Source organism: Candidatus Pantoea multigeneris (genome assembly GCF_011752615.1).
Lineage (GTDB): Bacteria > Pseudomonadota > Gammaproteobacteria > Enterobacterales > Enterobacteriaceae > Pantoea > Pantoea multigeneris.
Genome location: NZ_VWXF01000002.1, coordinates 625157 through 648551 on the forward strand (window position 1 = coordinate 625157; position 23395 = coordinate 648551).

Sequence of the window (23395 nt, forward strand, 5' to 3'; positions counted from 1 at the left end):
ATGAAATGACATTTGAACGCTTTATCGCCTTACTCGTCCAGGTTGGCATTCCGGAAGAAATTCTGAATGACGCAGATGAAAGCTGGCAGATAAGACATGATCTTGCGCTGACTTCCGCAGAAACAGTGGCACTTCAGGCAAAAATCGAGCATCTGGCCCCTCTCGGTTTTTCGCTATGGGGTGCAGAAGATTACTCACTAGGCGAAATAATTTCTTTGCTGCGATAGCGCCTGTTCTCGCCATGATTAGGCGATTGATTAACAACATCTATTTTTGATAATACGTCTCATTTAAACAAAATTCGCGAAAAAAATTAACGATTAAGCAATTGACTGTCGGTCAGTCATGTTGTTAAGTGTGCCGGGCAATCTAATTAATACAGGTAAGTAATCTGTTCCACTCGCGGCTGGAGTGCAGCAAAACAGGGTAGGGTGCCGTATTCGTTTCGGCCTGATACCGAAGGGGTTTTAATCAAAATCCTCTCAGTGTTTTGAGATGGATTAGAGCATGAGGGCGTGCATATGCCAGACTTCAGCGCATCATTGAATCAAAACTTGCTGCAGGGATTGACGGCGTTTAGTCTTCGCCCTGCTTTGCATGACCAGAATGAGACACTCACTTTTGCACAGCTTGCAGATCGGGTTGCTTCATGCAGTCATCGACTCAGGCTTCGGGGGGTCAACAAAGGGGATCGCGTCGCTTTACAACTCCGTAATAGCCAACAGGCGGTGATCTTAATGCTTTCAGCATTGATGATTGGCGCCATACCCGTTCCCATTTTGCCCTCTTACCGGGAAAAAGAGCTTCTCCATATTCTGCAAATGACCCAACCCAAAGTGCTTGCCCTTTATCGTAGCAGCCGCCGTTACAGTCCTATGGCCTCGCTACAGTCCTTTGAACAGCAAGGCATTCATGTCGACATTGTCCTGGTGGAAGACCTTGAGGATCAGAAAAGGCAAACGCGTTATCTGAACCTTCAGCAATTTTGTTCCCCCATGGAGACGCCCCCGGCACAACATCTTGAGCCCATGTCATCCGACGACACGGCAATGATGTTGTTGTCGAGTGGAACGACCGGATTACCCAAAGCGATTGCGCGTAAAAACGGTGGCTACACCTATATGATTCAGTGCGGGTGTGACATTTTTGGTCTTAACAGCCAGTCTGTCTATTTTGCCGTTATGCCTGTTTCTCACGGCTTCGTCATCAATTGCCCTGGTATACTGGGAACACTCAGCCGTGGTGGCGCGGTTGTGCTGGCGGATCAGCCGACAGCGGCACATGCATTAAACGAAGTTGCGCGCTGCGGTGTTACACACACGACGCTGGTCCCGGCGCTGTTGGCACAATGGGCTGAAGTACAGCAAACCGCGCCTCGCGCTATTGACTCGTTATGGCATGTTCAGGTTGGTGGCGCTCGAGTGGCACCTGAACTTGCTGCATCGGCTAGCGCAACCCTCGGCATCAAACTGCAACAGTGTTACGGCATGAGTGAGGGGCTACTCTGCTTCAATGCGATAGATGAAGTTGACAGCATACGCTTCCAGTCGCAGGGAAAACCGCTGAGCCCAGAAGATGAAGTGCGTATCGTCGACGATCGTGGCCAGCCGGTTGCCATTGGACAAAGCGGTGAATTGATCACTCGCGGCCCATACACCATCACCGGGTATTTTCAAAACCCTAAGGCTGACCTGGCTGCATTCACGCCAGAAGGGTTCTACCGAACCGGCGATCTGGCACATGTTGATGCTGAAGGCAATGTGTACATTGATGGGCGCGTCAATGATTCGATTAATCGCGGGGGTGAGAAATTTTCTCCCAACGAAATTGAAGAACTCGCCCTGCATCATCCCGACATCCAGCATGTCGCCTGTGTAGGGGCGGCTGATGCTTTATATGGTGAAGTTGCCTGCTTATTTGTGGTCACGGATCGGCAGGACATCACATTGGGTGAGTTGCGCCGCTATCTTGCCGAGCAGGGATTGGCATCATTCAAAATTCCGGAAAAATTGATATTGCTTGAAGCCATCCCAATGAAAGGCATTGGCAAAATCGATCGGCTTACACTGCGTGCTATGGTGGCAGAAACATCCAGTGATATCGCTGATGTCGTCACAGGGCGGGAATAATGATGATGCACTCTTCTTCCAGCTTTAATGCCGCCATTATTCGATATAGCCGATACACCGGTGCGCCCATCAGACAGCAGTTGGTTGTTTTTCCCCATGCCGGTGGTACTGCCAGCTTCTATAAAGGTTGGCGCGAACAATTACCGGATGACTGTGACCTTTTTGTCGTGCGTTATCCAGGCCGCGATGAACGTCACGCAGAAAATCCCTGGCAAGATGCACAGCAGGCAATCGAAGCATGCTGTCGGGGATTACAAGAGATGCTGGGTATTGCCCCAGTAACCTTATTCGGTCATAGCATGGGGGCGATTCTCGCATTACAGACCGCACTGGCTTTGAGAACCTCGCGTTTCCGCTTGCAGAAGGTCGTGATCTCTTCACAACGAATCCCGGCTTCATTACTGAATCTTCAACATGAGCCTCAGAGGCAATCACTGCTGTCGGCGATACTTCGCCAGGACAGTGGAATGGCGTTGGATGAGCTCACTCGGCCGACGGTTGAAAAAAATATTTTGCAGGATCTGACGCTGCTCGGCCAGTTAGCGGCATTGCCCGTGGACGACATCAGGCTACATGTCATCGGTGGAAATGATGACCCTCTGGTGAGTGACTCAGATCTAAAAGCCTGGACTGCTATATCAACGTCAGCGCAGGTATCGCTCAGGGCCGGTGGGCATTTCTATTTTCAGCAAAACACGAATGACTTTTTGCGCCAACTTATACAGTAATACTGATCTCATTCCTTCCATTGCTATTCAGATAAGGAGTTTGTGATGAACTTTGAACTGTTTAATCCTCAGACAGCTGCACCAGATACAGAAAAAGCGTTTACGTTATTTCCACAGCTGAAAAAATTTTATGCAAAGCTAGGAAAAACCCCTCTGATACCTGTTCCCAGCCCCAAAGGCGGTGCAACCATCTTAGCCAAGTATGAGTTTCAAAATCCTTTTGGCTCAGTAAAAGATCGCACTGCTTTTGGCCTCTTTTGTGATGCCATCAATCAGCATGACTTTAAGCAAGGTGAATTAAAACTGCTCGATTCATCGGGTGGAAACATGGCAAAGGCACTGGCGAAACTGGGCAATATGTGTGGCATTGCTGTACAGGTTGTTATTCCTGACTCTTCTTCCGAACAGTTGATTGATACCTTAAAAAGTGACAATGCACAGGTCACTTTAGTGGACCGTAACCAGTTTCTGCTCGGTGTTATTGCACGAAGCCAGCAAATTGCCCGCGATGACACCCGCTGGACGCTGCTGTCGCAACATCTGAACTTAGTTAATACGGCCGTACATCAGTATCAGACCGGGGAAGAAATTCGTTATCAACTCAACGGCACACAGGCTGATGGCTGGGTTTCTGCCGTGGGAACCGGTGGAACACTTTCGGGCGTTTATGCTGCTCTGTTACGTGATAACAAACACCTTGTTGTCTGGGGAAGCACCCCGGCCGAGTTGCCTTACGGAACCCTTGACGCGCCTAACGGTAATGCAAAGTTCGCGGGTGCCGGTGGACTCGGGTTCGGCTTCCGCCAGCCTTTTATCGATCGTCTAATGCCGCAAAACCTGCCTTTTAATCCTGTCACTTATGCTGAAGCCTTGAGCGCGATGTTCGAGTTTTGGCAGATGACAGGGGTGAAAATCGGTGCATCTTCCGCTGCTAACTGGAAAACTGCGTGGAAAATGGCAGAAACAATGGAACCAGGAAAGCAGATTGTCACGTTATTTGCTGACGCTGGCAGCGATGCAGAAAGAGAAAAAGGTCAAATCTGGTTTAAACAAACAGAAAGTATTGAGGCATAACTTCACATCCTCCTCTTAAGGGAAATGAAATGGAAATCATCCAAGGCAATAATAATGTTTTGTCAGAGTTAATTTCGCTTGCAAATTGGGTGCGAGAAGAAATTGAAAAAGGGACTGGCATTCATGATATTGAGCGTAATCTTGCTGTAAATAAAAAGTACGAAAATGCCACTATTGTTAATGTTACTGAAATGGCCAATATTAATTTTAATGCTAAAACAAAATCTGGCCCAACGGTGGGTGATGCGAATTCACATGTCGATCAGTTTATCGATGAGAATGGAAATCAAGTAGGCAGCATGACGGGGAGTGGTTGGAAAATCGCAGCACTGCCTGATAATAGCGTTGTATCTTATTATCACGAAACGGCTGAAACTGCGGTAGGGCGCATTGAAACCTCGGGTATCTGGAACTCCAGCGCCATCTGGGCATCGCAATGGCAATCCTTATTGGCCGTTGGGGTAAGTGGCGATGTTATGGGGAAGATCGGTATACGCCAGCTTTTTCAGGAGATACCACGCGAAAAATACCGCACCCTGATTGTTCTGGTTCCGCTGAATCAAATTAAGTCACTCCTTCAATAAAATCTGGCGCTGTTTTTATTTAAAACTCATATGGGGTAGGTATGCACACGAATCAACAATGGGATCTCATTATTATTGGTGCGGGCCCAGTAGGATTATCAACAGCATGGAATTATGCGAAAAACAATCCAGATAATAAGGTGTTAGTTCTGGATAAATATACTTTGCTTACGCAACTTGCAGGTACCAGTGGAGAGGAACGCCATTGGCGGTTGCAATATAGCGAACTTGATATTTTCCGTCTGACACTGGAGGCGGACAAACTGTGGCAGGATTTGGAGAAACAGGCCGATCGGAAGTTGATTCATCGCACCGGGAGCTTGTGGTTTGGTGATGCCGATGTCTGGACCAATGAAGGTCAGATCACACAGACCATGAAATCTATGGATGAAATGTCCTTGCCCTATGAACGCCTGAATATGGCAACGATTGAGCAGCGTTATGGTTTTACACATTTCGACCCTAACTATGAGGGTTTTCTGCAAAAAGATGGCGGTGTCATTGATGTAAAAGGCACCTTGTCTACTCTGTATTCCCTCGCCAATGACCTTAATGTGACGTTTCAGTTTGGTGAGAACGTCACAGCCATAGAGCCTGATTCAGAAGGGGTGAGTGTCTTTAGCGCGGAGCAGCGTTACCGTGCGCGTAAGGTGCTTATTGCCAGCGGACCAGGAAGCAAAGCACTGGTCGCGCAACTGGATATTGACCTGGCGCTTTCAACTTATGAAATGGCATGTATCAGCATGCTACGGAGTCAGCGCACCGGGGCTAACGATCCTTTCTGGTTTGCTTTCCAGCAGCCGATAGAAACAGACAGTAACCTGTTCTACGGCTTCCCACCTAATCCGTGGTCTGTTAATGGCTTTGACCGTCTTGGTACGGATTTTGAAGTGGATCCGATTACCGACACCCACAAACCGGACTTTCGTGCTAATCCCCAACACGTCGATCGCGCGATAGAGTTTGCCCGACGTCATATGCCGTTCCTGAACCCCGACCGTGAATGTTTCTCCAGCAGTTGTCTTGCTGTGTTGCCTGATAACCCCGAGCGACTGTTTTATCTCGATACCGCCAAAGGACGCTGCCACGGCGGCGAAAACGTGGTGATTTCAGCCGGCGGCTGGGCCTTTAAGTTTACACCTTTGCTGGGGCAAGTCTGCGCGGACTTATTAAATGATAAAACGCCGCGCTGGGATATCAGTGCTCTGCGTTTTTAAGTCGGGGAATCGATTATGCAACGGCAAATGAGTGCAAATCATCAGATAGCCCTGGTGGGGATGGCATGTCGCTTTCCGGGCGCGCAGGACATTGATACCTACTGGCACAACCTGATTAACGGTGTTGAATCACTCGCGGCCCTGGATAAACGCCCTGAGGAGGCTGGCTACATTCCGGTTGCTGCACCGCTCACGCAGGATATCGCGCGTTTCGATGCCGGATTCTTCGGCTTAAGTGCCCGTGATGCTGCCTTAATGGATCCGCAGCAACGACTCTTTCTTGAGTGTGCCTGGCATGCACTGGAGAGCGCAGGCGTTACTCCCGGTAAGCTTACTGATACTGCTTTATTTGCCGGATGCAGCAGTTCGGAGTATCTGCGCCAGTGTGCTAATGATGCACGTTTTCGCGATTTGGCTCCCTCTGCGTTTGAACAGCAGATCACCAATGATAAAGATTATTTGAGTAGCCGAATAGCCTGGCACCTGGGGCTGGAGGGGCAAGCGGTCAATGTTCAGGCTGCATGCGCCACGTCGCTGGTGGCGGTGGCGGAAGCGGTATATGCCCTTCGTAGTGGTCGTTGCCGTCTGGCAATGGCTGGCGCATGCACTTTGCGCTTTCCCCAGGATGAAGGTTATGTGAGCCAACAGGGTATGGTCTTTTCAACAGATGGACACTGTAGACCATTCTCAGCGGAAGCCAGCGGAACGGTATTTGGCAGTGGGGTTGGTGTTGTTGTCATGAAACGCCTGGAAGACGCTCTCGCTGATGGTGATGAAGTGATTGCCGTTATAGAGGGGGTTGCCGTCAATAACGACGGTGCTGACAAGGTCAGTTTTACCACCACCAGCCTCTCTGGACAACAGAGGCTTCTACGGGAAGCCCTAACAGATGCGGCTATGACGCCGACATCATTACGGGCCATTGAAGCCCATGGCACGGGAACCCTCGCGGGTGATCCTATCGAGTTTTCCGCCCTCGAAAGCGTGTTTCGGGAGTACACCGATAAAACACAGTTTTGTACTTTAGGGGCGGTTAAAGCCAATGTGGGCCATCTTGAGACCGCAGCCGGTATGGCGGGATTTATCAAGGCGGCCTTGCAAATCAAATATGGCTGGTTAACGCCACAAATTAATGTTGAAACACTCAATCCAACGGTGGGATGGCAGGGCAGCCCGTTTGAAATCATTAAAACGGCGGAGCCCTGGCCGGAGGAGGATGCACGCCGTGCGATTGGCGTGAGTGCATTTGGTATTGGGGGAACAAATGCACATGTCATTCTTTCCCGGCCAGCCAAAGGTGAGAACGCTAAAACTGCTGCAATCCAGCGCTCACTCTTCAGCCGGGTGATTCCTGTTTCAGCGCGTTCTGAATCAGCGTTGTACCGACTGTTAGGGTACTACAAAAAAATGCCAGTCAGTCACAAGGGCGGTTCTCTGGCGTGGAGTGCCCAAACAGGGAGGATGCCGATGCGCTATCGCTGTACGTTGACACCAGGGAGTGATGGAACCCTGGAAATACATGACACGATCACCGATATCGGCCGGGGTCGACTGAATGTGGTCTTCCAGTTTCCGGGGCAGGGTAGCCAGTTCATTGGTATGGCCAGAGAGCTCATGAATGATGACCCTGTATTTAATCAGCGGTTGCAGCACAAGATTGCGGTTCTGCGTGAGCACGTGCAGCTTGATATTACAGCGATGTTTGATTCAGCCGGTGATGCAGATTTGCTTAATAATACAGCGCTGACACAGCCAACATTGGTGGCAGTGGAAATTGCGTTGGCTGAGCTGCTGATGCACTACGGTGTCATGCCCGACATGGTCATTGGACATAGTGTCGGGGAGATTGCTGCAGCCTGGGCGGCGGGTGCGTTTGATAGCGAACAGGCTGTGATTTTCGCGGCGAAGCGCGGTGCGTTAATGGCCGGATTAGACAGTGGCAGAATGCTGGCGGTGGAACTGAGTGAAGCTGAGTGCCAGTGTTGGCTGAGTAGTGACGTCGCACTTGCCGCCGTTAACAGTGACAATAGCTGTGTATTGTCTGGTAGTCATACAGCAATCGCTGACTGTGAAAAACGTATTCGCCGAGCCGGCATTCGTTGTAAAGGATTACCGGTGTCTCATGCATTTCACTCGTCGATGATGGAGCCTGTTCTCGCGAGCCTGCGTGATTGTGTTCCGGACATTATCTCCTCAGATCGTGTTCAGCCTGTGCGTTTTATCTCTGCACTGCGTGCCCAGGAAATCTCAGATCTGCACCAACTTGATGCTGACTATTGGTCAAACCATGCACGTAATGCCGTGCATTATCATCAGGCGTTGCAGCAGATTCCGGAAAGGGGGAAAACACTGTTTATTGAGGTTGGCCCCGGATCAACCCTGACCTCGCTGGTAACTCAGCTGCGCCAAAGCCACGCAAAAACGACAACCGTGCGTACCTTGCGTCGGCGTGATGATGTGCAAAGTGAAGGGGCGTTGTGGGTGCAGGCATTACAAAAGATCTGGCGCGCAGGTGTGGATATTCTCTGGGCGCGTCTCTGGGACCAGCCAGGACAACGTATCGCACTCCCGCTCTATCCGTTCGACCCGGAATACTGGTGGATGGGCGATCGTATCTTGCCCAAGCCCTCCAGCACCAAAACTGAGCCCCCCTCGACATCCAAACTGGACCCTCTAGCGGTCCGTATAAATCAGATCTGGCTGGACATCACGGGTGCCGCCGCGCTCTCCATGCATCAGGATTTTTATGATGCAGGCGGCCACTCCCTAATGGCCTTACGCCTGTTAGCTGTGCTGGAAAAGCAATTTGGCGTTGCCGTCAGTATGTCCGATTTTTTACAGCAGCCGACCCCATCAGGGATTCAGCGTTGTCTGCAAAATTCTGGCGTTGTTGAGCAAAATCTCACTCATTAACAGGATGAAAGATCATGGCAGGAAATAACGTATCAGTGAATGATAAGCAATATATTGTCGAGACCGTGCAGTTTGATCGCCAGACGTCGTTTACTTTGGCTTGCTCTCCACAGATGAAACTTTTACCTGCCAATGGTGGCATTCGTTGGCGGCAATATAGTTCACGCCAGCACCAGGAAGCGGAAGCTGTGATGCTGGCGCAGCGCATGTCACTGAAGCACGGTTTGTACAACACGGGGTTCAGCGGCGGTAAGATCGTCGTGAACAGTCCACTTATGCCGTCACAACAACCTGAGGTTATCGCTGCGATCGGTGAGTTGCTCAATCGCTACAATGGCACGATGTATACGGGTTGCGATATCAACACCAGTAATGCCGATATGGATAATCTGCGTCAGCACACCTCCTGGATCCTGAATGCTATGGATAGCCCACAAGTTGATACCTCCATTGCAACCGGTTTCGGCGTCTGGAGTTCCATTCGCAAAATCATTGCGCTTCGCCTGCAACATGAGGCACCAGTGGTTATCGCAATTCATGGGATGGGCAAAGTGGGTGCAGAAGTCGCCCGGCAGTGTATGGCATATGGTTGTACAGTGGTTGGATATGATATCAATCCCGATGCAAAATACCCGCATGGTGTTACCCGCGTGAATGAGCAGCAACTGTTTGCTATGCCGAGTCATATCCTGTGTATCGCTTCGCTTTCAGGCATTCTTAACGCTGAGAATGTTTCCCAGATAAATACCCAATGGGTAGTGAGCAGTGCGAATTCACCGTTCAATAGCCTGAATGCCGAAAAACTGCTCACGGCCAGGGATATTCATTATCTTCCTGACTATGTGAGTAATGCAGGTGCAGTCATCTGTGACAGCGTCGAGATGGCCTTCACTGAGCGCTATAACCAAATGAGCCAGGATCAGGTTAATGCCTACGTACATTCGGTGATTGGAGCCAAAACAGAAGAGCTTCTTAATCGTTCTCAACTGCTCAATTGTGATGTGAGTTCACTGCTCCACCCCCTGTCTTCAGTGCTGACCGCAGCCTGATATTCCTCTGGGCTGCCTGTGCAGCCCTTGTTCTTCAATAAGTTACTATTATGCTGACTATCATTAATAAAGATGCCCTTAGAGCAAAAGTTGAGGCTGAATCAGGCGGGCAGCGAACTGTGCTGTATACCCGCAGCGGCCAGCCTAGCTATATGTTTGTGGTCCCTGCTTTTTCGATGGAAGCAGTGGCTACAGGATTGGGAAAACAGCGGCATCCTGCCTTCACGGTAAAAGAGAAAGCGATCGCGGAGTTTTTTTACGGTTGCTATCCAGGCAGTATTCATAATGGCGAGTTACTTAGCCTTCCGCATCAGCGGCCCGCCAGCCAAGGTAGCCTCACCGCCTTTCAGCAATCAGTTAAAAAAAATGGTCGAGGCTGGCACCTGAGCACCAATGCTGAATGGTGTGCGCTGATGTTTCTTTGCCGTTACTCCGGTTATGCGGAAGTCGGCAATACAGATTATGGCTGCTCCCATGCCGAGCCAGCCCAAAAGGGCCTGCGTATTTCTGGCAACACAGGGGAGAACAGCGGCAACCCCGTTACGCTGACGGCTTCCGGTCCTGTTGAATGGCATCATGACGGCACATTATCAGGGATTAGCGATCTCTGCGGTAATCTGTGGGAGTGGCAAACCGGTGCTCGTCTGCACAATGGTGAAATTCAGATTATAAAAGATAATGATGCAGCAACTGATTTAGCACATGCTGAGTGGTGGGCGATTGACCTGGAGAGTGGCGCGTTACTGCCTCCCGGCAGCCCCGCAACGGCTAAGTATGATTCCCCGGCTGCACTGTGTCTGGGTAACGCGGGTACGCCAATATTAAGCCAGGACATCATTAATTTTAATGGGGAATGGGGTGATAACCGGAATACTTCCGGGCTTTTGGATGGGCCGTTCAACAACATCGTTCCTGCTCAAGGAAAGCCGGTTGCTACCCTGTTGCAAATTCTTGGCTTTTTCCCCTGGCACCGGGAGCCCGATGGGGATCAGGCTTACTTACGAAATTATGGCCAGCGAGCGCTCTTGCGAGGAGGGGCATGGTACTCCGGGAATGTTGCCGGGATGCGCACGTTGTGCTTGAGCCATGGCAGCAACCATGCGAGCGAAACCGTAGGCGCTCGGCCTGTTTGGTATTCGCCAGTGGGTTAACAAACTTGAATTTAGTAATTGTCTGCGTTTACACTCCCCGGCCACAAAAAAGATACACCTGTATAAATTTACACCCCATGAGGTAAAAATGAGCGACAAACTGAAAACTCTGAACAATATCCGTACTATTCGTGCTCAGGCGCGTGCATTCGCGCTGCCAGAGTTAGAAGAGATGCTGGAAAAGTTCAGCGTCGTTGTTTCAGAACGTCGTGAAGCAGAATCTGCCAATATCAGTGCAATTCGTGAGCGTAATGAACAAATCGAAACATACCGTATCCTGCTTTTGCAGGACGGTATTGCTCCAGAGGAGCTGGTGACCACAGTGTCTGAAAAACCGGTTAAGGCACGCAAAGCGCGTCCCGCTAAATACCAGTTTGTGAACGAGCAGGGTGAACTTCGCACGTGGACAGGCCAGGGCCGCACGCCAGGTCACCTTCAGGCACAACTCAACGCAGGGAAATCTCTGGCCGATTTTCTGATCTGATCGAATGCCACAATAAAAAACCGCCTTTTGGCGGTTTCATATCGCTAACAAAGTTCTGGCTGCAAGGCCGGAACTTTGATCCAATAAGGTCAGTGCAATCTGAAATAATACTGGCCGGAGAAGCGATGTTTCTGGGAATTGATTGTGGGACACAGGGCACCAAGGTGCTGTTGTGGGATGTGGAAAATCAGCAGGTGCTGGCGACCAGTTTTCACGCCCACCCGCTGCTGAACGAAAGACCCGGCCAGAAAGAGCAGCATCCCACTGACTGGCTCAATGCCATGCGGGCAGGGGTGCGGGATGTAATGGAAAAAACCGCTGTTGGTCGCGATAAAATCCTCGGTATCGGGGTCTCAGCACAGCAGCATGGACTGGTGATTCTCGACCAGAATGACAGGGTGATCCGCCCGGCGAAACTGTGGTGTGATACGGAAAGCACGGCCGGGTTAAAGCGATTTCTACACGACTATCAGTCCATGTATGGGCACCGCCTGAGTGCTGACATTGGTATCCCGGTCCCGGTGGCGTTTACCCTTGGCAAGCTGCTGTGGGTGAAGCAGCATGAATCCGCACATTTCGCCCGTATCGACAAAGTGATGCTGCCACATGACTACCTCAATTATTTCCTCACTGGCAATTTTCGAACCGAGCCGGGCGATGCCTCCGGAACCGGTTATTTCGATACCCGGCTGAAAACCTGGCACACCCCGGTCCTGGCATTGATTGACCCTACCCTGCATTCAAAGTTACCCGAAGTTATTGCCTCCCATCAGGCGCAGGGTTTTCTCCGTGTGGAGGCCGCAGCCTATCTGGGGCTTTCAGCGGACATTGTGGTGTCCAGTGGCGGCGGCGATAACATGATGTCAGCCATAGGCACGGGCAATATCGCGCCCGGCCGGGTGACGATGAGTCTGGGCACATCAGGGACCTTATCCACCTGCCAGCCCGAACAGATCGATTGCAGCGGATTTGAGGATATCAATACTTTCTGTTCCTCGACCGGAGCGTGGCTGCCGCTTATCAGCACAATGAACGTGACCAATTCCATCAACACCTACAGACAGCTGATGGATATCGACATTAAAGATTTCGACAACACCCTGATGGCGAGCCAACCCGGCGCGGAAGGGCTGTTTTCTTTTCCGTGGTTGAACGGTGCGCGATTACCCAATCTGCCTGGGGCGCGTGGAGAAATCTCGGGGATGACAATGGCAAACTTTACCAAACCGCACCTGTTACGCTCGGTGGTCGAGGGGGTGACGTTTAATCTCTGCAAAGGCATTGAGATTTTCAATGCCAGAGGACTGATGTTCGACAGCGTCACGATTATTGGCGGCGGCGCAAACAGCAGAGCCTGGTGCGGAATGATTGCCGATATCACCGGGCTCACCGTAACCAGACCGGCGGTACCCGACGCGGCAGCATTGGGAGCAGCTATTCAGGCGCACTGGTGTTTTCGCAACAGTGCGTCTCATGCCGAAACGGTTCCCCTGCCACCGTTATTGCCTGAATGGCTTACCTCTGAACAGGGTGAGACGATCGCGCCTGATCCTGCGATCAGCGAGCGATACCGGCAGATCTATCAGAACTATCACGCTGAGGTGGATAAACGCAAAGCGCGCTATCTGGATGAAAGCCCCTCTGAGTAGACCGGGGTTAGCGGCACACTCATGCCACAATCACGGTCTTACCTTTTTTCCTCAGTTCTGCCAGCGCCTCAGCAGGCGCATCTTCATCGGTGATCACCGTATGAATTTTGTCGAGCGCAAGGACCTGATTAAAGCCTTTCCGGCCAAACTTGGAGGAGTCTGTCAGGACAATGACCTGCCTGGAGGCGGCAGCCATCACCGCACTGACAGCAAACCCCTCATTAAAGGTCGTGATCCCATTTTCGACGTCTAATCCATCCGCCCCCACGAACATCAGATTGGCCGAAACGTCGCGTAATGCCAGTTCGGCAATACTGCCGTGCAGCGAGGCGGTCTTATGGCGCACGGTGCCCCCACAGACCACCAGAATGATGTCTTTGTTGTTAGACAGGATGGTGGCGGCGGGCAGGCTATTGGTGATCACCGTGATGTTTTGTCGCTCGGCCAGGACTTCAGCTAACAGCTTGGTGGTGCTGCCGCTGTCGAGAATCACGGTATCCCCTTCGTTCACCAGTTTGGCCGCTGCTATGGCAATGCGCTGTTTGGGATCAGCGGCTAACTGATAACGTTCATTGAGGCTGACTTCAGCATGGGCTGTGGTGGCGTCGTGAGCCGAAGGCTCAATGCTGGCGGCACCGCCGTGAAAGCGGGTGACCAGCCCCCGCTCTTCCAGCAGCCGGATATCTGCCCGTACCGTCACTTCCGTCACGCCTAATTCGGCAGAGATGTCAGTCACCAGCCGACTGCCGGTGCTGTTGACCATATCAACAATCCTGTTTCTGCGTTCAAACGCGTTCATAAACCATCCTCTTAGCTGAAAGCCAATCCTAAAACGAAAGGATAAGAAAGTAAAACGGCAATATTGAAAGCAGGAGGATTCATAGCGCGTTTCTGCGGAGAATACAATTTAACACCATGTTTTATAACTAAAATAACTTATTGAAGCTTTCGTTTTAGCTATTGAGCACAAGCAATGAAAACGAAAAATAAAGAAATAATACGAAAATATATAGATCATGATCACATAAATAAAAGAAAGGAATTGTGCTAAAAACGAAAGGTTTTGATGGTGATAAGCACACTTTCGGAGGACACAATGAAAAAAATCATCCAGCAGCACAAAGACGGTCTTGATTGTGGTATCTGCTCAGTCTGTTCCGCGCATCCACTGGTTATTGAAGCCGCACTGCGCCTTGACCTGCATACCCCGCGACAGGTTCTGATCGAGGCAACATCCAATCAGGTCAATCAGTTTGGCGGTTATACCGGTATGACGCCGGAGGATTTTCGTGACTACGTGCTGGATATCGCCGCACGCGTTGGCTTCCCTCCTGAACGCCTGATTCTCGGTGGCGATCACCTTGGACCCAACGTCTGGCAAGGTGAGACGGCAGAGCAGGCGATGGAAAAGTCCCGCGTACTGATCGCGGCCTATGTGAAAGCAGGCTTCAGTAAAATTCACCTCGATGCTTCGATGTCCTGTGCCGATGATCCGGTTCCGCTGTCGCCGGACGTGGTCGCCCAGCGCGCCGCAGAACTGTGCCGCGTGGCGGAAGAAACAGCGACAGCGGAACAAAAAACCGCGCTGACCTACATCATCGGCACCGAAGTGCCAGTACCGGGTGGCGAAGCACACGCGATCAACGAGGTACACGTTACCCGCCCACAAGATGCTGCCCACACGCTGGATGTACACCACAAAGCGTTTCGTGCCGCCGGGTTAGATGACGCGATTGGCCGCATTATCGGACTGGTGGTGCAGCCAGGGGTGGAGTTTGATCACAGCAGCGTGATTCACTACGCCCCTGCTGAAGCGCGCGAACTCAGCGCATTTATTGAATCAACGCCGGTGGTGTATGAAGCCCACTCGACCGACTATCAAACCCGCACGGCCTATCGCGCGCTGGTGAAAGATCATTTCGCCATTCTGAAAGTCGGTCCGGCGCTGACCTTTGCGCTGCGCGAGGCCATCTTTGCGTTAGCCGAAATCGAAAAAACTCTGGTGGCACCTGAAAAGCAGAGCCAGATCCTCGCGGTCATCGATCAGGTGATGCTGAACGAACCGGGTTACTGGAAAAAGTACTATCGCCCGGCGTACTCCGACTCGCTGGTGGACATTCACTATAGCCTCTCAGACCGCATCCGCTACTACTGGCCGAATGCGCGTATTGTCAGTGCCTTCGACACGCTGATTGCCAACCTTAACGGCGTTGAACTGCCGCTCGGTCTGTTGAGCCAGTATCTGCCTAAACAGTTCGATCGCGTGCTAAATGGCAGCATCAGCGCGGATCCCCACACCCTCATCATCGACAAGATTCAGGACGTCCTGCGTGACTACGCCTTCGGTTGTGAACCTGAACTGAACCTGCATAAAGAGGTAAGCCATGCATAACTACCGCCTTCTCGTCTCTTCCGGCCTGAGCTTTATGGATGCTGACGAGGTGCTGAAGCATATCGGTCAGAAAATGGTGCGCGATGGCATTTGTCGCGACAGTTACCCGGCTGCGTTGCTTGAACGTGAAGTCGCCTATCCAACCGGTATTGCGCTGGATGGGCACGCCGTCGCGATTCCGCACTGTGATGCGTCACACGCTATTGAACCGGCGATTTATCTGATCCGTCCCGCCTCGCCCGTGCAGTTTCAGCAGGCGGACGATGACGGCACGATTGGCGCTGAGCTGATTATTGCGCTGGTCGTCACTCATCCTGAACAGCAGCTGAATCTGCTCAAGGCGCTGTTTGGTCAACTGCAACAGCCTGAATTTATTGAGAGTCTGTTAAGTGCGCCTGAGAGCGAACTGGCCGACTGCTTTACCCACCGCCTGCTCGCACCGGCGGCCTGACAACAACACCTCATCCTGCACCCGGAGAAAAGCATGAAACGTAAAGTGATTGTCGCCTGTGGCGGCGCTGTTGCCACCTCAACCATGGCAGCAGAGGAAATCAAAGATCTCTGTGAAGAGAACAGCATTACCGTCGAAATCGTGCAGTGCCGCGTTAACGAGATCGAAACCTACATGGATGGCGTGGACCTGATCTGCACCACGGCCCGCGTTGACCGCCAGTTTGGTGATATCCCGGTGGTGCACGGCATGCCGTTCATCTCAGGCGTGGGTATTGACGCGTTGCGGAACAAAATCCTGACCGTCCTTCAGGGGTAAGCTTATGTTTACTGAAATCATGCGTTACATCCTCGATCTCGGCCCGACAGTGATGCTGCCGATCGTGATCATTATTTTCTCCGTCTGCCTCGGGATGAAAGTGGGCGATGCCTTTAAGTCTGGTCTGTTTATCGGCATCGGGTTTGTCGGCATTGGGCTGGTGATTGGGCTGATGCTTGACTCTATCGGACCTGCTGCGAAAGCCATGGCGGCGAATTTCGAAATCGGTCTGGACGTGGTCGATGTGGGCTGGCCGGGTTCATCACCGATGACATGGGCGTCTCAGATAGCGCTGGTGGCTATTCCCATCGCCATCGGGGTGAACATCCTGATGCTGGTCACCCGCATAACGCGGGTGGTGAATGTCGATATCTGGAATATCTGGCACATGACCTTCACCGGCGCGATGCTGCATCTGGCAACCGGGTCTTACTGGCTGGGCATTCTGGGCGTGGTACTGCATGCTGCCTTTGCGTACAAACTGGGTGACTGGTTTGCGCGCGATACCAAAAACTACTTCGATCTCGACGGCATCGCCGTACCGCACGGTTCTTCCGCTTATATGGGGCCAGTGGCTGTCCTGGTGGACGTTATCATTGATAAGATCCCGGGTCTGAAGCGTATTCACTTCAGTGCCGATGATGTGCAGAAGCGTTTCGGTGCCTTTGGTGAGCCAGTAACTGTCGGCTTCATCATGGGGATCGTGATCGGCCTGCTGGCGGGCTACGACGCAAAAGGCATACTGCAACTGGCGGTGAAAACCGGCGCAGTGATGTTGCTGATGCCGCGTGTGATCAAACCCATTATGGATGGCCTTAACCCGATTGCGAAACAGGCGCGTAAACGCCTACAGGCAAAATTCGGTGGTCAGGAATTCCTGATTGGCCTCGATCCGGCGCTGCTGCTGGGCCACACCTCGGTGGTCTCCGCCAGCCTGATTTTTATCCCACTGACCATTCTGATTGCCGTGTTGGTACCGGGCAACCGTGTGCTGCCGTTCGGCGACCTGGCCACCATTGGCTTCTTTGTAGCCATGGCCGTTGCCGTACACCGGGGCAATCTGTTCCGCACCCTGATCTCCGGCATCATCATCATGGGCATGACGCTGTGGATTGCCACCCAGACTATCGGGTTGCATACCCAGCTTGCAGCCAACGCTGGCGCACTTAAGGCCGGAAGCCAGGTGGCATCGATGGATCAGGGAGGATCACCTGTGACTTATCTCCTTATCCAGTTCCTGACCTGGCAGAACATTACCGCGTTGGTGGTGATTGGCACGGTTTATCTGCTGGGCGTGGCGCTGACGTGGCGCCGGGCGCGTCAGGCAATGCAGCCGCAGCCAGAGCCAGATAACACCCTTTCTCAAAGTAATTCTTTAGCGAAATAACCCACGGGGGCGAGTCCCCCGTACTTCCCGGAGTTTACCTCATGAAATCTGTCGTGATACACGCCGGAGGCAGCGTTACGGTTGAAGAACAGCCGTTGCCTCAGATTGAAGCCAGAGATGACGTGTTGGTGCAGGTTAGCTGTTCTGGCCTCTGCGGTTCAGATATTCCGCGCATCTTTCACGCAGGCGCACATTTTTATCCCATCACCCTGGGACACGAGTTCTGCGGTCGGGTAGTGGAAACCGGTACGGGCGTCAGTGACCTTGACGCTGGCGATTTGGTCTCCTGCGTACCGCTGCAACCCTGCTTTGACTGTGAAGAGTGCCACCGTCAGCTCTGGTCACAGTGCCGAAATTACCGCTTCATTGGTTCGCGCAGTGATGGCGGTAACCGGGAGTACATCGTGGTACCACGCCAGAACCTGTTTCGCCTTCCGGCCAATACCTCTCCCGTTGAAGGCGCGTTCTTTGAACCGATGACGGTCAGCCTGCATACCATTGAGCTGGCAGGTGGTTGCCGCGATAAAGAGGTGATTATCGTTGGCGCGGGCACCATCGGCCTGCTGGCAATGCTGTGTGCCAAAGCGCTGGGCGCGCGCTCGGTGACCGCCATTGATATCAACCCTGAACGACTGGCGCTGTCCCAGCGTCTGGGGGCGGATTACGTGTTTAACAGCGCAGAAATGAGCGCAAGCGACATCCGCAGTGAAATGAGCCATCGCCGCTTTGACCAGCTGATCCTGGAAACCGCTGGGGCACCGCAGACCGTAGAACTCAGCATCCAGATTGCCGGGCCGCAGGCGCAACTGGGGCTGATTGGCACCCTGCACAAAGATCTCAACCTGAGCAGCGCCACCTTTGGTCAGATCCTGCGTAAAGAGCTGAAGGTGCTGGGCAGCTGGATGAACTACTCCGGGGCATGGCCGGGCGTGGAGTGGGCACAGGCGACTCGGTTGTTTGAAACTGGAAAGATCGATCTCTCCGCATTAATCGCCGTACAGGGCGACGCCGACGTTTATGCCGGTGCTGTCGCCGATCTGAACGGGAAACCCATGAGCGGCAAAATCATGCTCGACTTCTCATCGCATATGGAAGGACAGGCCTAATGTATCTCGTCTCTAATCGCGCCATGCTAATCAAGGCGCAGCAGGGCGGTTATGCCGTGCCTGCGTTTAACGTACACAACCTCGAAACCGTGCAGGTGATCGCGGAAACGGCGGCGGAGCTGGGTTCACCGGTGATCATGGCGGGCACCACGGGCACCTATAAATATGCCGGACTGGGCTATCTGGTGGCGATCTGTGAACAGGCGGCACTGAAGTACAATTTGCCCATCGCGCTGCACCTCGATCACCATGAAGAGCTGGCGGATATCGAAACCAAAGTAAAGGCGGGCGTGCGCTCGGTGATGATTGATGCCTCACACTTCGCCTTTGAGCAGAATATTGAAAAAGTGGTGCAGGCCGTGAATCTCTGCCACCGCTACGATGCCAGCGTTGAAGCCGAACTGGGACGTCTCGGTGGTCAGGAAGACGACATCGTAGTGGATGCAAAGGACAGCTTCTTTACTGACCCCCTAAAGGCAGCAGAATACGTGCAGCGCACCGGTATTGATTCTCTGGCCGTCGCCATCGGCTCGGCGCACGGCATGTATCAGGGAGAACCGAAGCTGGATTTTGCACGGCTGGCGCAAATTCGCGAGCGAGTGTCTATTCCGCTGGTGCTGCATGGCGCATCGGGCATTCCTGAAGCGATGTTGCGGCAATCCATTGAGCTGGGCATCTGCAAAGTGAATGTGGCGACAGAACTTAAAATCGCCTTCTCCGATGCGGTGAAAGCCTTTTTCGGAGAGCATCCACACGCCAACGATCCGCGCGAGTATATGGAGCCGGGTAAGCGGGCGATGAAGCACATTGTGCAGGAGAAAATTCGCATGTGCGGCAGTGAAGGCAAGCTCAGGTAACAGGGCGCACAAGAGGGATATCGCATCGGTGAAATCACTGCGCCGATGCGATTACGCTGTTTTTCGCCGCATACGATCCTGGAGGATAAAGCGTCCACAACCTGTTACAGGTTAGTCTGAATTTTTGTACCGCAGCAGCGTGACGGTGAGATTATCAATGGCATCGCGCAGGCTCCGACAGTGTTCATGGAGCGTAGTGGTGGAGGTGATAGCGTATATGTGATCCTCATCAAACTGGCTCCAGAAGCCGTCCGTGCACATCAGCATATGTTCCCCTTCCTCAAGCGGTGCACTTTGCCACTCCAGTGAGTGAGTCGATCCTGAACCGACACTTGCCCATCTGGTGAGGCGATTGCGCAGTGGATGATGGCGCAGGGACTTTGAGGAACAAAACCCCCTGGCCGCATAGCGCTCAGCGAGAGAATGATCCCGGGTTCTGATGCGACGGGATTGCCAGTAAATTCGGGTATCTCCAAGGGTAGCAAACCGATACTCACTGTCGTCAGAAACTACGAACGCTACACTTGCTTTACCCGGATAGCCTGTTTCTGAAACCAAAAATGCAGATATTTCTCGGCAGACAGCATCTGCAATATATCCAGAATCGCTCAGGCTTCTGACGCGGGCTGTCAACCAGTCAACATAATGAGGGCGGGCGGTGCATTGAGAAAAACCATCTGCCATCACAAACAGCCTACACCGTCCGGTTTCCACCACCTGGAATCGATCAAGCTGCTCTTCTCGATTGCCCTTAAGACAGATATGGCCGTCACAACTCAGCATGCTGCCATCCCACTACCATATTCCATGGTAATGAACGATAAAACGCTGCAATTGCATCGAATGCGGTATCAAAATCCGGCAACTCCCCAGCAACTTCGCTTCTCAGCAGCGCATATTCCTGTAATGAACGAGCTCGAATGTCCTTCCGATCAAGCGTGCCCGGATGAACAAAACCCGTCTCCAGTCGGCCCGCGGATTTATCCAGCAGGCTGGTGAGGATGAGCAGGCGATCCTGATCATCAACGTCAACTGATCCCAGCAGTAGGTTGAGATCATAAATGTCCTGTCTGCGCGAGCGATTCCTGACCACTTGCTGCATGACTGAACGGATTTTTTCAGCAACCAGATCAGTGAAGCTGTAGGCAAGAAGGTCGTTATCGTCTGCAAGCGTAATATGGTCCACAGCAAGACTATGCTCGTTCAGACTGTAATCAATCTTTACCGTATGGGGCGACTGGCCTTCGCGCAGGCGTCGCATTTCACCGTCATTGTTGTTTCTGCCATAACCAATTCTGAGCAAAAAAGCCGGGAAAGTGGCATTTTCAGCATCGCGCGGCTGAATATTGAGGCTCTGCACTGAACAAGTAACCTGGTAAGGAAGCTCAGCTGATGCAACCTGAAGAGCTTCGTTCAGCTCATTGCGAAATGTGTCTTTGTCGATCTCTGCCAGACGCATGCTGGTTGAAAAATCGATATCTTCCGTAAACCGAGAACTTCGGTAACGGATTCCCAGGAGGATCCCGCCTTTCATGATCATCTTTGGCTGCAGATATTCACTTTCTGCGATTGCCTGCAAGACAATATGCACAGCCTGCCGGAAGGTTACCCTGTCCGCTGGTGCCTCTGCGACCCATTCCTCAATTGCATATTCCATGATTTTTTTCCGGGTCAGTTATTTATAGAGATACACCATACTTCGGAGAACACATTCTTGTAAGGGTTAGACGAGACTAGCCTTCTACTCCCCCCCCGCTGCACGGTCGCTTTCCATTTATCGATTGTGCGGTGAGAGAGCCCGCAGACTTCTTCGAGAATGTAACCGGTACGCGCTTTATCTATACCTGTCCCCTCTTTCTCTACGGTATTGACGATGACCGGCAGATGTTCGGCTGCTCTTTCGCGGAACACATCTTCCACATGAGTGTAGCCTCCGCAATGCTCGGGATTTCTGAGCATATCCAGGAATGTTTCGCCCAGATTGGTGACTCGGATTCCGCCAGAACCATGAAGCTCAGGGCGAAACCGGTATTTATTTTTGGTGTGCTGGAGAATCGTTTTCCCGTCAATTTTACCCTTGGGGGTAAAACTCCGCGGCAGCAGTGGCGTCTGATTTTTCAAATCAGGTAAGCGTTCGTGCAGGGAGGCTTGGTATAGCTTCCTTGCTGCTGTCAGTGGTGCCTGAGTCACGTGAAGCACGTGCGGGATCCTGTCTGTCAGACCATGCCATTCCATTGCTGACAGGTAGGACAGATGAGAGTAAGGCGTAATATCGCAAATCTGCTGTTGTGCGGTAGCTGCATCACGATTACTAATCTGCCAGACATATCCGTCGATTGCTGGCAGGAGTATACCCTGTTCGAGCATGTCGCTCAGCGCTTCATTAAGAATGCGCCCCTCAGGTTCTGCTGACTGAATTTTACCTATGGGGAGATCGCCGAAGGATTTGTCGCGATATAGCGTGTAAATATACTCGTAAAATTCATGCAGCGCGATGACGGGCTTCGGGTGCTGGTTAAGCAGCATGAGACGTATAGATTCACGCAGCGAAATGGTTTTAATCATGTGTCACCTGTCAGCGTATAAGTCCTTAGGACTTATACGCTGACAGATGTCATTTGTCAAATTGAACGGCTTATTGTAACTCCGTAGACCCACTGTATTACAAAGGATACTGAATTTTTATTGACAATATGCAGCTATGCAACATAAAATGTCCTAAGGACATTTTATGTTGCATAGTTAGTGAGGTTTTTTCTTTTTCGCATTGATGGTCATTCTATACGGGGCAGAACAGGCATGCTTTTCTCGCCATTCTCTGTACATTAATTGCACAGAGAAGTATGTCAAATAGCAAGTGGTAAAAGTAATAAATCCCTGGCCGTTTAGTCGTGGATTTTCACACCCAGACAACCACGAACAAATTCAGGTTTGAAATGTTTCACTGATTCGCCCACGTAGCCTACATCGAGTGAATTGATTTGCTCCATCTCTTCATCAGTCAAAGAGAAATCCCAGATAGCCATGTTCTCTTCGATACGTCTGGCGTTTGTGGACTTTGGAATGACGGTCACACCGCGTTGTAAGTTCCAGCGCAGGATAATCTGAGCAACAGATTTTTTATGGTGGCCAGCAATCGCCTGCAGGATCTCATTATCAAACGGGTTATGTCTCCCGCCGCCTAAAGGTGCCCAGGCTTCGGGTTGAACGTTGTAGTACTTCATGGTTTCAATCGCGTCAGGCTGAGCGAAATAGGGATGTAATTCGACCTGATTCACCATTGGTTTAATTCTGACGGTTTCACAAAAGTTTGCCAGTACGTGAGGATAGAAGTTAGACACACCAATCGCTTTCAGCTTACCGGCATCGTAAGCCTCTTCTAACGCTCGCCAGGCGCTGAAATAATCCCGCATTGCCTGATGCAGTAAATAGAGATCAAAATAGGCTAATCCTGATTTCTGTAATGATGCTTCAATCCCTTGTTTGGCCGAGTCACTATTGGCCATGTCCTGCACCCACAACTTTGAAGTAATAAATAATTCTTCGCGGGTACACAAGCCAGCCGCAATAGCTTCACGCACAGCATCACCCACCGCATCCTCATTCCCATAGACGGCGGCGGTGTCGATCAGACGATAGCCAGTACGGATCGCATTCAAGACAGACTGCTTGCACTCTTCTTTATCAGTGACCTGAAAAACGCCAAAACCCGCCATTGGCATTTTTACGTTGTTACTTAAGAGGACATATTCCACGATTCTACATCTCCACTTGGCTAAAGCATCGATCTTAAGGTGTGCAGTCAGACAAAATAACCCGGTTATCGTCGATTGCACCTATGAGAGAAAGTCATGAATCTCAGTGGCAATTTCTGCCAGATGACGCTGATTTCAGCGTAAGGAACGC

At 51.7% G+C, this 23395-nt stretch carries 22 protein-coding genes; 17 read left to right on the forward strand and 5 right to left on the reverse strand.

Going from position 1 to position 23395, the window contains the following annotated elements; translation table 11 throughout:
- Positions 1–5: 5 nt before the first annotated feature.
- From F3J40_RS08250 to xylB, 11 genes are all read left to right on the forward strand, one after another.
- The gene (locus F3J40_RS08250; RefSeq protein ID WP_167013578.1) at positions 6–227 is read left to right on the forward strand and encodes a hypothetical protein; all 222 of its coding nucleotides are present in this window, start codon (positions 6–8) and stop codon (positions 225–227) included.
- Between the two features lie 294 nt (positions 228–521).
- Positions 522–2129: an AMP-binding protein gene (locus F3J40_RS08255; RefSeq protein WP_167013580.1), complete on the forward strand. Its 1608-nt coding sequence runs from the start codon at positions 522–524 to the stop codon at positions 2127–2129.
- On the forward strand, positions 2129–2857 hold the full coding sequence (locus F3J40_RS08260; RefSeq protein ID WP_167013582.1) for a thioesterase II family protein: 729 nt from the start codon (positions 2129–2131) through the stop codon (positions 2855–2857). The genes F3J40_RS08255 and F3J40_RS08260 overlap by 1 nt, the downstream gene beginning before the upstream one ends.
- 45 nt (positions 2858–2902) lie before the next feature.
- The gene (locus tag F3J40_RS08265) at positions 2903–3931 is read left to right on the forward strand and encodes a pyridoxal-phosphate dependent enzyme (RefSeq protein WP_167013593.1); all 1029 of its coding nucleotides are present in this window, start codon (positions 2903–2905) and stop codon (positions 3929–3931) included.
- Positions 3932–3960: 29 nt separating this feature from the next.
- Positions 3961–4515, forward strand: coding sequence for an allene oxide cyclase barrel-like domain-containing protein (locus F3J40_RS08270; protein ID WP_167013595.1), 555 nt, complete (start codon positions 3961–3963; stop codon positions 4513–4515).
- A gap of 41 nt (positions 4516–4556) precedes the next feature.
- On the forward strand, positions 4557–5732 hold the full coding sequence (locus F3J40_RS08275; RefSeq protein ID WP_167013597.1) for an FAD-dependent oxidoreductase: 1176 nt from the start codon (positions 4557–4559) through the stop codon (positions 5730–5732).
- 15 nt (positions 5733–5747) lie between these two features.
- Positions 5748–8645, forward strand: coding sequence for a beta-ketoacyl synthase N-terminal-like domain-containing protein (locus tag F3J40_RS08280; RefSeq protein ID WP_240155346.1), 2898 nt, complete (start codon positions 5748–5750; stop codon positions 8643–8645).
- Between the two features lie 14 nt (positions 8646–8659).
- Positions 8660–9694, forward strand: a complete 1035-nt coding sequence (locus F3J40_RS08285) for a Glu/Leu/Phe/Val dehydrogenase dimerization domain-containing protein (RefSeq protein ID WP_167013599.1) — start codon at positions 8660–8662, stop codon at positions 9692–9694.
- A gap of 50 nt (positions 9695–9744) precedes the next feature.
- Positions 9745–10845 (forward strand): hypothetical protein, encoded by a 1101-nt coding sequence (locus tag F3J40_RS08290; RefSeq protein ID WP_167013601.1) that lies wholly within the window; start codon positions 9745–9747, stop codon positions 10843–10845.
- Between the two features lie 88 nt (positions 10846–10933).
- Positions 10934–11329 (forward strand): H-NS family histone-like protein, encoded by a 396-nt coding sequence (locus tag F3J40_RS08295; RefSeq protein ID WP_167013603.1) that lies wholly within the window; start codon positions 10934–10936, stop codon positions 11327–11329.
- Between the two features lie 125 nt (positions 11330–11454).
- Positions 11455–12978, forward strand: a complete 1524-nt coding sequence (gene xylB / locus F3J40_RS08300) for a xylulokinase (RefSeq protein ID WP_167013605.1) — start codon at positions 11455–11457, stop codon at positions 12976–12978.
- Positions 12979–12997: 19 nt separating this feature from the next.
- Here the strand turns inward: xylB and F3J40_RS08305 are convergent, their stop codons facing one another.
- Positions 12998–13777 (reverse strand): DeoR/GlpR family DNA-binding transcription regulator, encoded by a 780-nt coding sequence (locus F3J40_RS08305; RefSeq protein ID WP_167013607.1) that lies wholly within the window; start codon positions 13775–13777, stop codon positions 12998–13000.
- Positions 13778–14074: 297 nt separating this feature from the next.
- Here F3J40_RS08305 and gatZ point away from each other — a divergent pair, with 297 nt between their 5' ends.
- From gatZ to F3J40_RS08335, 6 genes are read left to right on the forward strand one after another with little or no spacing between them, the layout of a single operon-like run.
- Positions 14075–15370, forward strand: a complete 1296-nt coding sequence (gene gatZ / locus F3J40_RS08310; RefSeq protein ID WP_167013609.1) for a tagatose-bisphosphate aldolase subunit GatZ — start codon at positions 14075–14077, stop codon at positions 15368–15370.
- Positions 15363–15821: a PTS galactitol transporter subunit IIA gene (gene gatA / locus F3J40_RS08315; RefSeq protein WP_167013611.1), complete on the forward strand. Its 459-nt coding sequence runs from the start codon at positions 15363–15365 to the stop codon at positions 15819–15821. The genes gatZ and gatA overlap by 8 nt, the downstream gene beginning before the upstream one ends.
- A 33-nt stretch (positions 15822–15854) precedes the next feature.
- Entirely contained in the window at positions 15855–16139 is a 285-nt protein-coding gene (gene gatB, locus F3J40_RS08320) for a PTS galactitol transporter subunit IIB (RefSeq protein ID WP_167013613.1), read from the forward strand.
- A 4-nt stretch (positions 16140–16143) separates the two neighbouring features.
- A complete protein-coding gene (locus F3J40_RS08325; protein WP_167013615.1) occupies positions 16144–17526 on the forward strand; it encodes a PTS galactitol transporter subunit IIC in 1383 nt (460 codons plus the stop codon).
- A 41-nt stretch (positions 17527–17567) separates the two neighbouring features.
- Positions 17568–18632, forward strand: a complete 1065-nt coding sequence (gene gatD / locus F3J40_RS08330) for a galactitol-1-phosphate 5-dehydrogenase (RefSeq protein ID WP_167013617.1) — start codon at positions 17568–17570, stop codon at positions 18630–18632.
- Positions 18632–19489, forward strand: a complete 858-nt coding sequence (locus F3J40_RS08335; RefSeq protein ID WP_167013619.1) for a tagatose bisphosphate family class II aldolase — start codon at positions 18632–18634, stop codon at positions 19487–19489. The genes gatD and F3J40_RS08335 overlap by 1 nt, the downstream gene beginning before the upstream one ends.
- A 111-nt stretch (positions 19490–19600) precedes the next feature.
- Here F3J40_RS08335 and F3J40_RS08340 read toward each other — a convergent pair whose 3' ends face one another.
- The 4 genes from F3J40_RS08340 to F3J40_RS08355 form a co-directional block, all read right to left on the reverse strand.
- Positions 19601–20272: a PP2C family protein-serine/threonine phosphatase gene (locus F3J40_RS08340; RefSeq protein ID WP_167013621.1), complete on the reverse strand. Its 672-nt coding sequence runs from the start codon at positions 20270–20272 to the stop codon at positions 19601–19603.
- Positions 20259–21146, reverse strand: a complete 888-nt coding sequence (locus F3J40_RS08345) for a nucleotidyl transferase AbiEii/AbiGii toxin family protein (RefSeq protein WP_167013623.1) — start codon at positions 21144–21146, stop codon at positions 20259–20261. Before F3J40_RS08345 ends, F3J40_RS08340 begins: the two co-directional genes overlap by 14 nt.
- A 14-nt stretch (positions 21147–21160) precedes the next feature.
- Complete coding sequence (locus F3J40_RS08350) at positions 21161–22054, reverse strand: type IV toxin-antitoxin system AbiEi family antitoxin domain-containing protein (RefSeq protein ID WP_167013625.1); 894 nt, start codon at positions 22052–22054, stop codon at positions 21161–21163.
- A 320-nt stretch (positions 22055–22374) separates the two neighbouring features.
- The gene (locus F3J40_RS08355; protein ID WP_167013627.1) at positions 22375–23244 is read right to left on the reverse strand and encodes an aldo/keto reductase; all 870 of its coding nucleotides are present in this window, start codon (positions 23242–23244) and stop codon (positions 22375–22377) included.
- Positions 23245–23395 lie beyond the last annotated feature (151 nt).

Coding starts and splice junctions, on each gene's coding strand:
- F3J40_RS08350 (WP_167013625.1), bottom strand. CDS start 22,054: ATGATTAAAACCATTTCGCTGCGTGAATCTATACGTCTCATGCTGCTT.
- F3J40_RS08325 (WP_167013615.1), top strand. CDS start 16,144: ATGTTTACTGAAATCATGCGTTACATCCTCGATCTCGGCCCGACAGTG.
- F3J40_RS08335 (WP_167013619.1), top strand. CDS start 18,632: ATGTATCTCGTCTCTAATCGCGCCATGCTAATCAAGGCGCAGCAGGGC.
- xylB (WP_167013605.1), top strand. CDS start 11,455: ATGTTTCTGGGAATTGATTGTGGGACACAGGGCACCAAGGTGCTGTTG.
- gatB (WP_167013613.1), top strand. CDS start 15,855: ATGAAACGTAAAGTGATTGTCGCCTGTGGCGGCGCTGTTGCCACCTCA.
- F3J40_RS08305 (WP_167013607.1), bottom strand. CDS start 13,777: ATGAACGCGTTTGAACGCAGAAACAGGATTGTTGATATGGTCAACAGC.
- F3J40_RS08340 (WP_167013621.1), bottom strand. CDS start 20,272: ATGCTGAGTTGTGACGGCCATATCTGTCTTAAGGGCAATCGAGAAGAG.
- gatA (WP_167013611.1), top strand. CDS start 15,363: ATGCATAACTACCGCCTTCTCGTCTCTTCCGGCCTGAGCTTTATGGAT.
- F3J40_RS08270 (WP_167013595.1), top strand. CDS start 3,961: ATGGAAATCATCCAAGGCAATAATAATGTTTTGTCAGAGTTAATTTCG.
- gatD (WP_167013617.1), top strand. CDS start 17,568: ATGAAATCTGTCGTGATACACGCCGGAGGCAGCGTTACGGTTGAAGAA.
- F3J40_RS08260 (WP_167013582.1), top strand. CDS start 2,129: ATGATGATGCACTCTTCTTCCAGCTTTAATGCCGCCATTATTCGATAT.
- F3J40_RS08295 (WP_167013603.1), top strand. CDS start 10,934: ATGAGCGACAAACTGAAAACTCTGAACAATATCCGTACTATTCGTGCT.
- F3J40_RS08345 (WP_167013623.1), bottom strand. CDS start 21,146: ATGGAATATGCAATTGAGGAATGGGTCGCAGAGGCACCAGCGGACAGG.
- F3J40_RS08285 (WP_167013599.1), top strand. CDS start 8,660: ATGGCAGGAAATAACGTATCAGTGAATGATAAGCAATATATTGTCGAG.
- F3J40_RS08265 (WP_167013593.1), top strand. CDS start 2,903: ATGAACTTTGAACTGTTTAATCCTCAGACAGCTGCACCAGATACAGAA.
- gatZ (WP_167013609.1), top strand. CDS start 14,075: ATGAAAAAAATCATCCAGCAGCACAAAGACGGTCTTGATTGTGGTATC.
- F3J40_RS08250 (WP_167013578.1), top strand. CDS start 6: ATGACATTTGAACGCTTTATCGCCTTACTCGTCCAGGTTGGCATTCCG.
- F3J40_RS08275 (WP_167013597.1), top strand. CDS start 4,557: ATGCACACGAATCAACAATGGGATCTCATTATTATTGGTGCGGGCCCA.
- F3J40_RS08255 (WP_167013580.1), top strand. CDS start 522: ATGCCAGACTTCAGCGCATCATTGAATCAAAACTTGCTGCAGGGATTG.
- F3J40_RS08290 (WP_167013601.1), top strand. CDS start 9,745: ATGCTGACTATCATTAATAAAGATGCCCTTAGAGCAAAAGTTGAGGCT.
- F3J40_RS08280 (WP_240155346.1), top strand. CDS start 5,748: ATGCAACGGCAAATGAGTGCAAATCATCAGATAGCCCTGGTGGGGATG.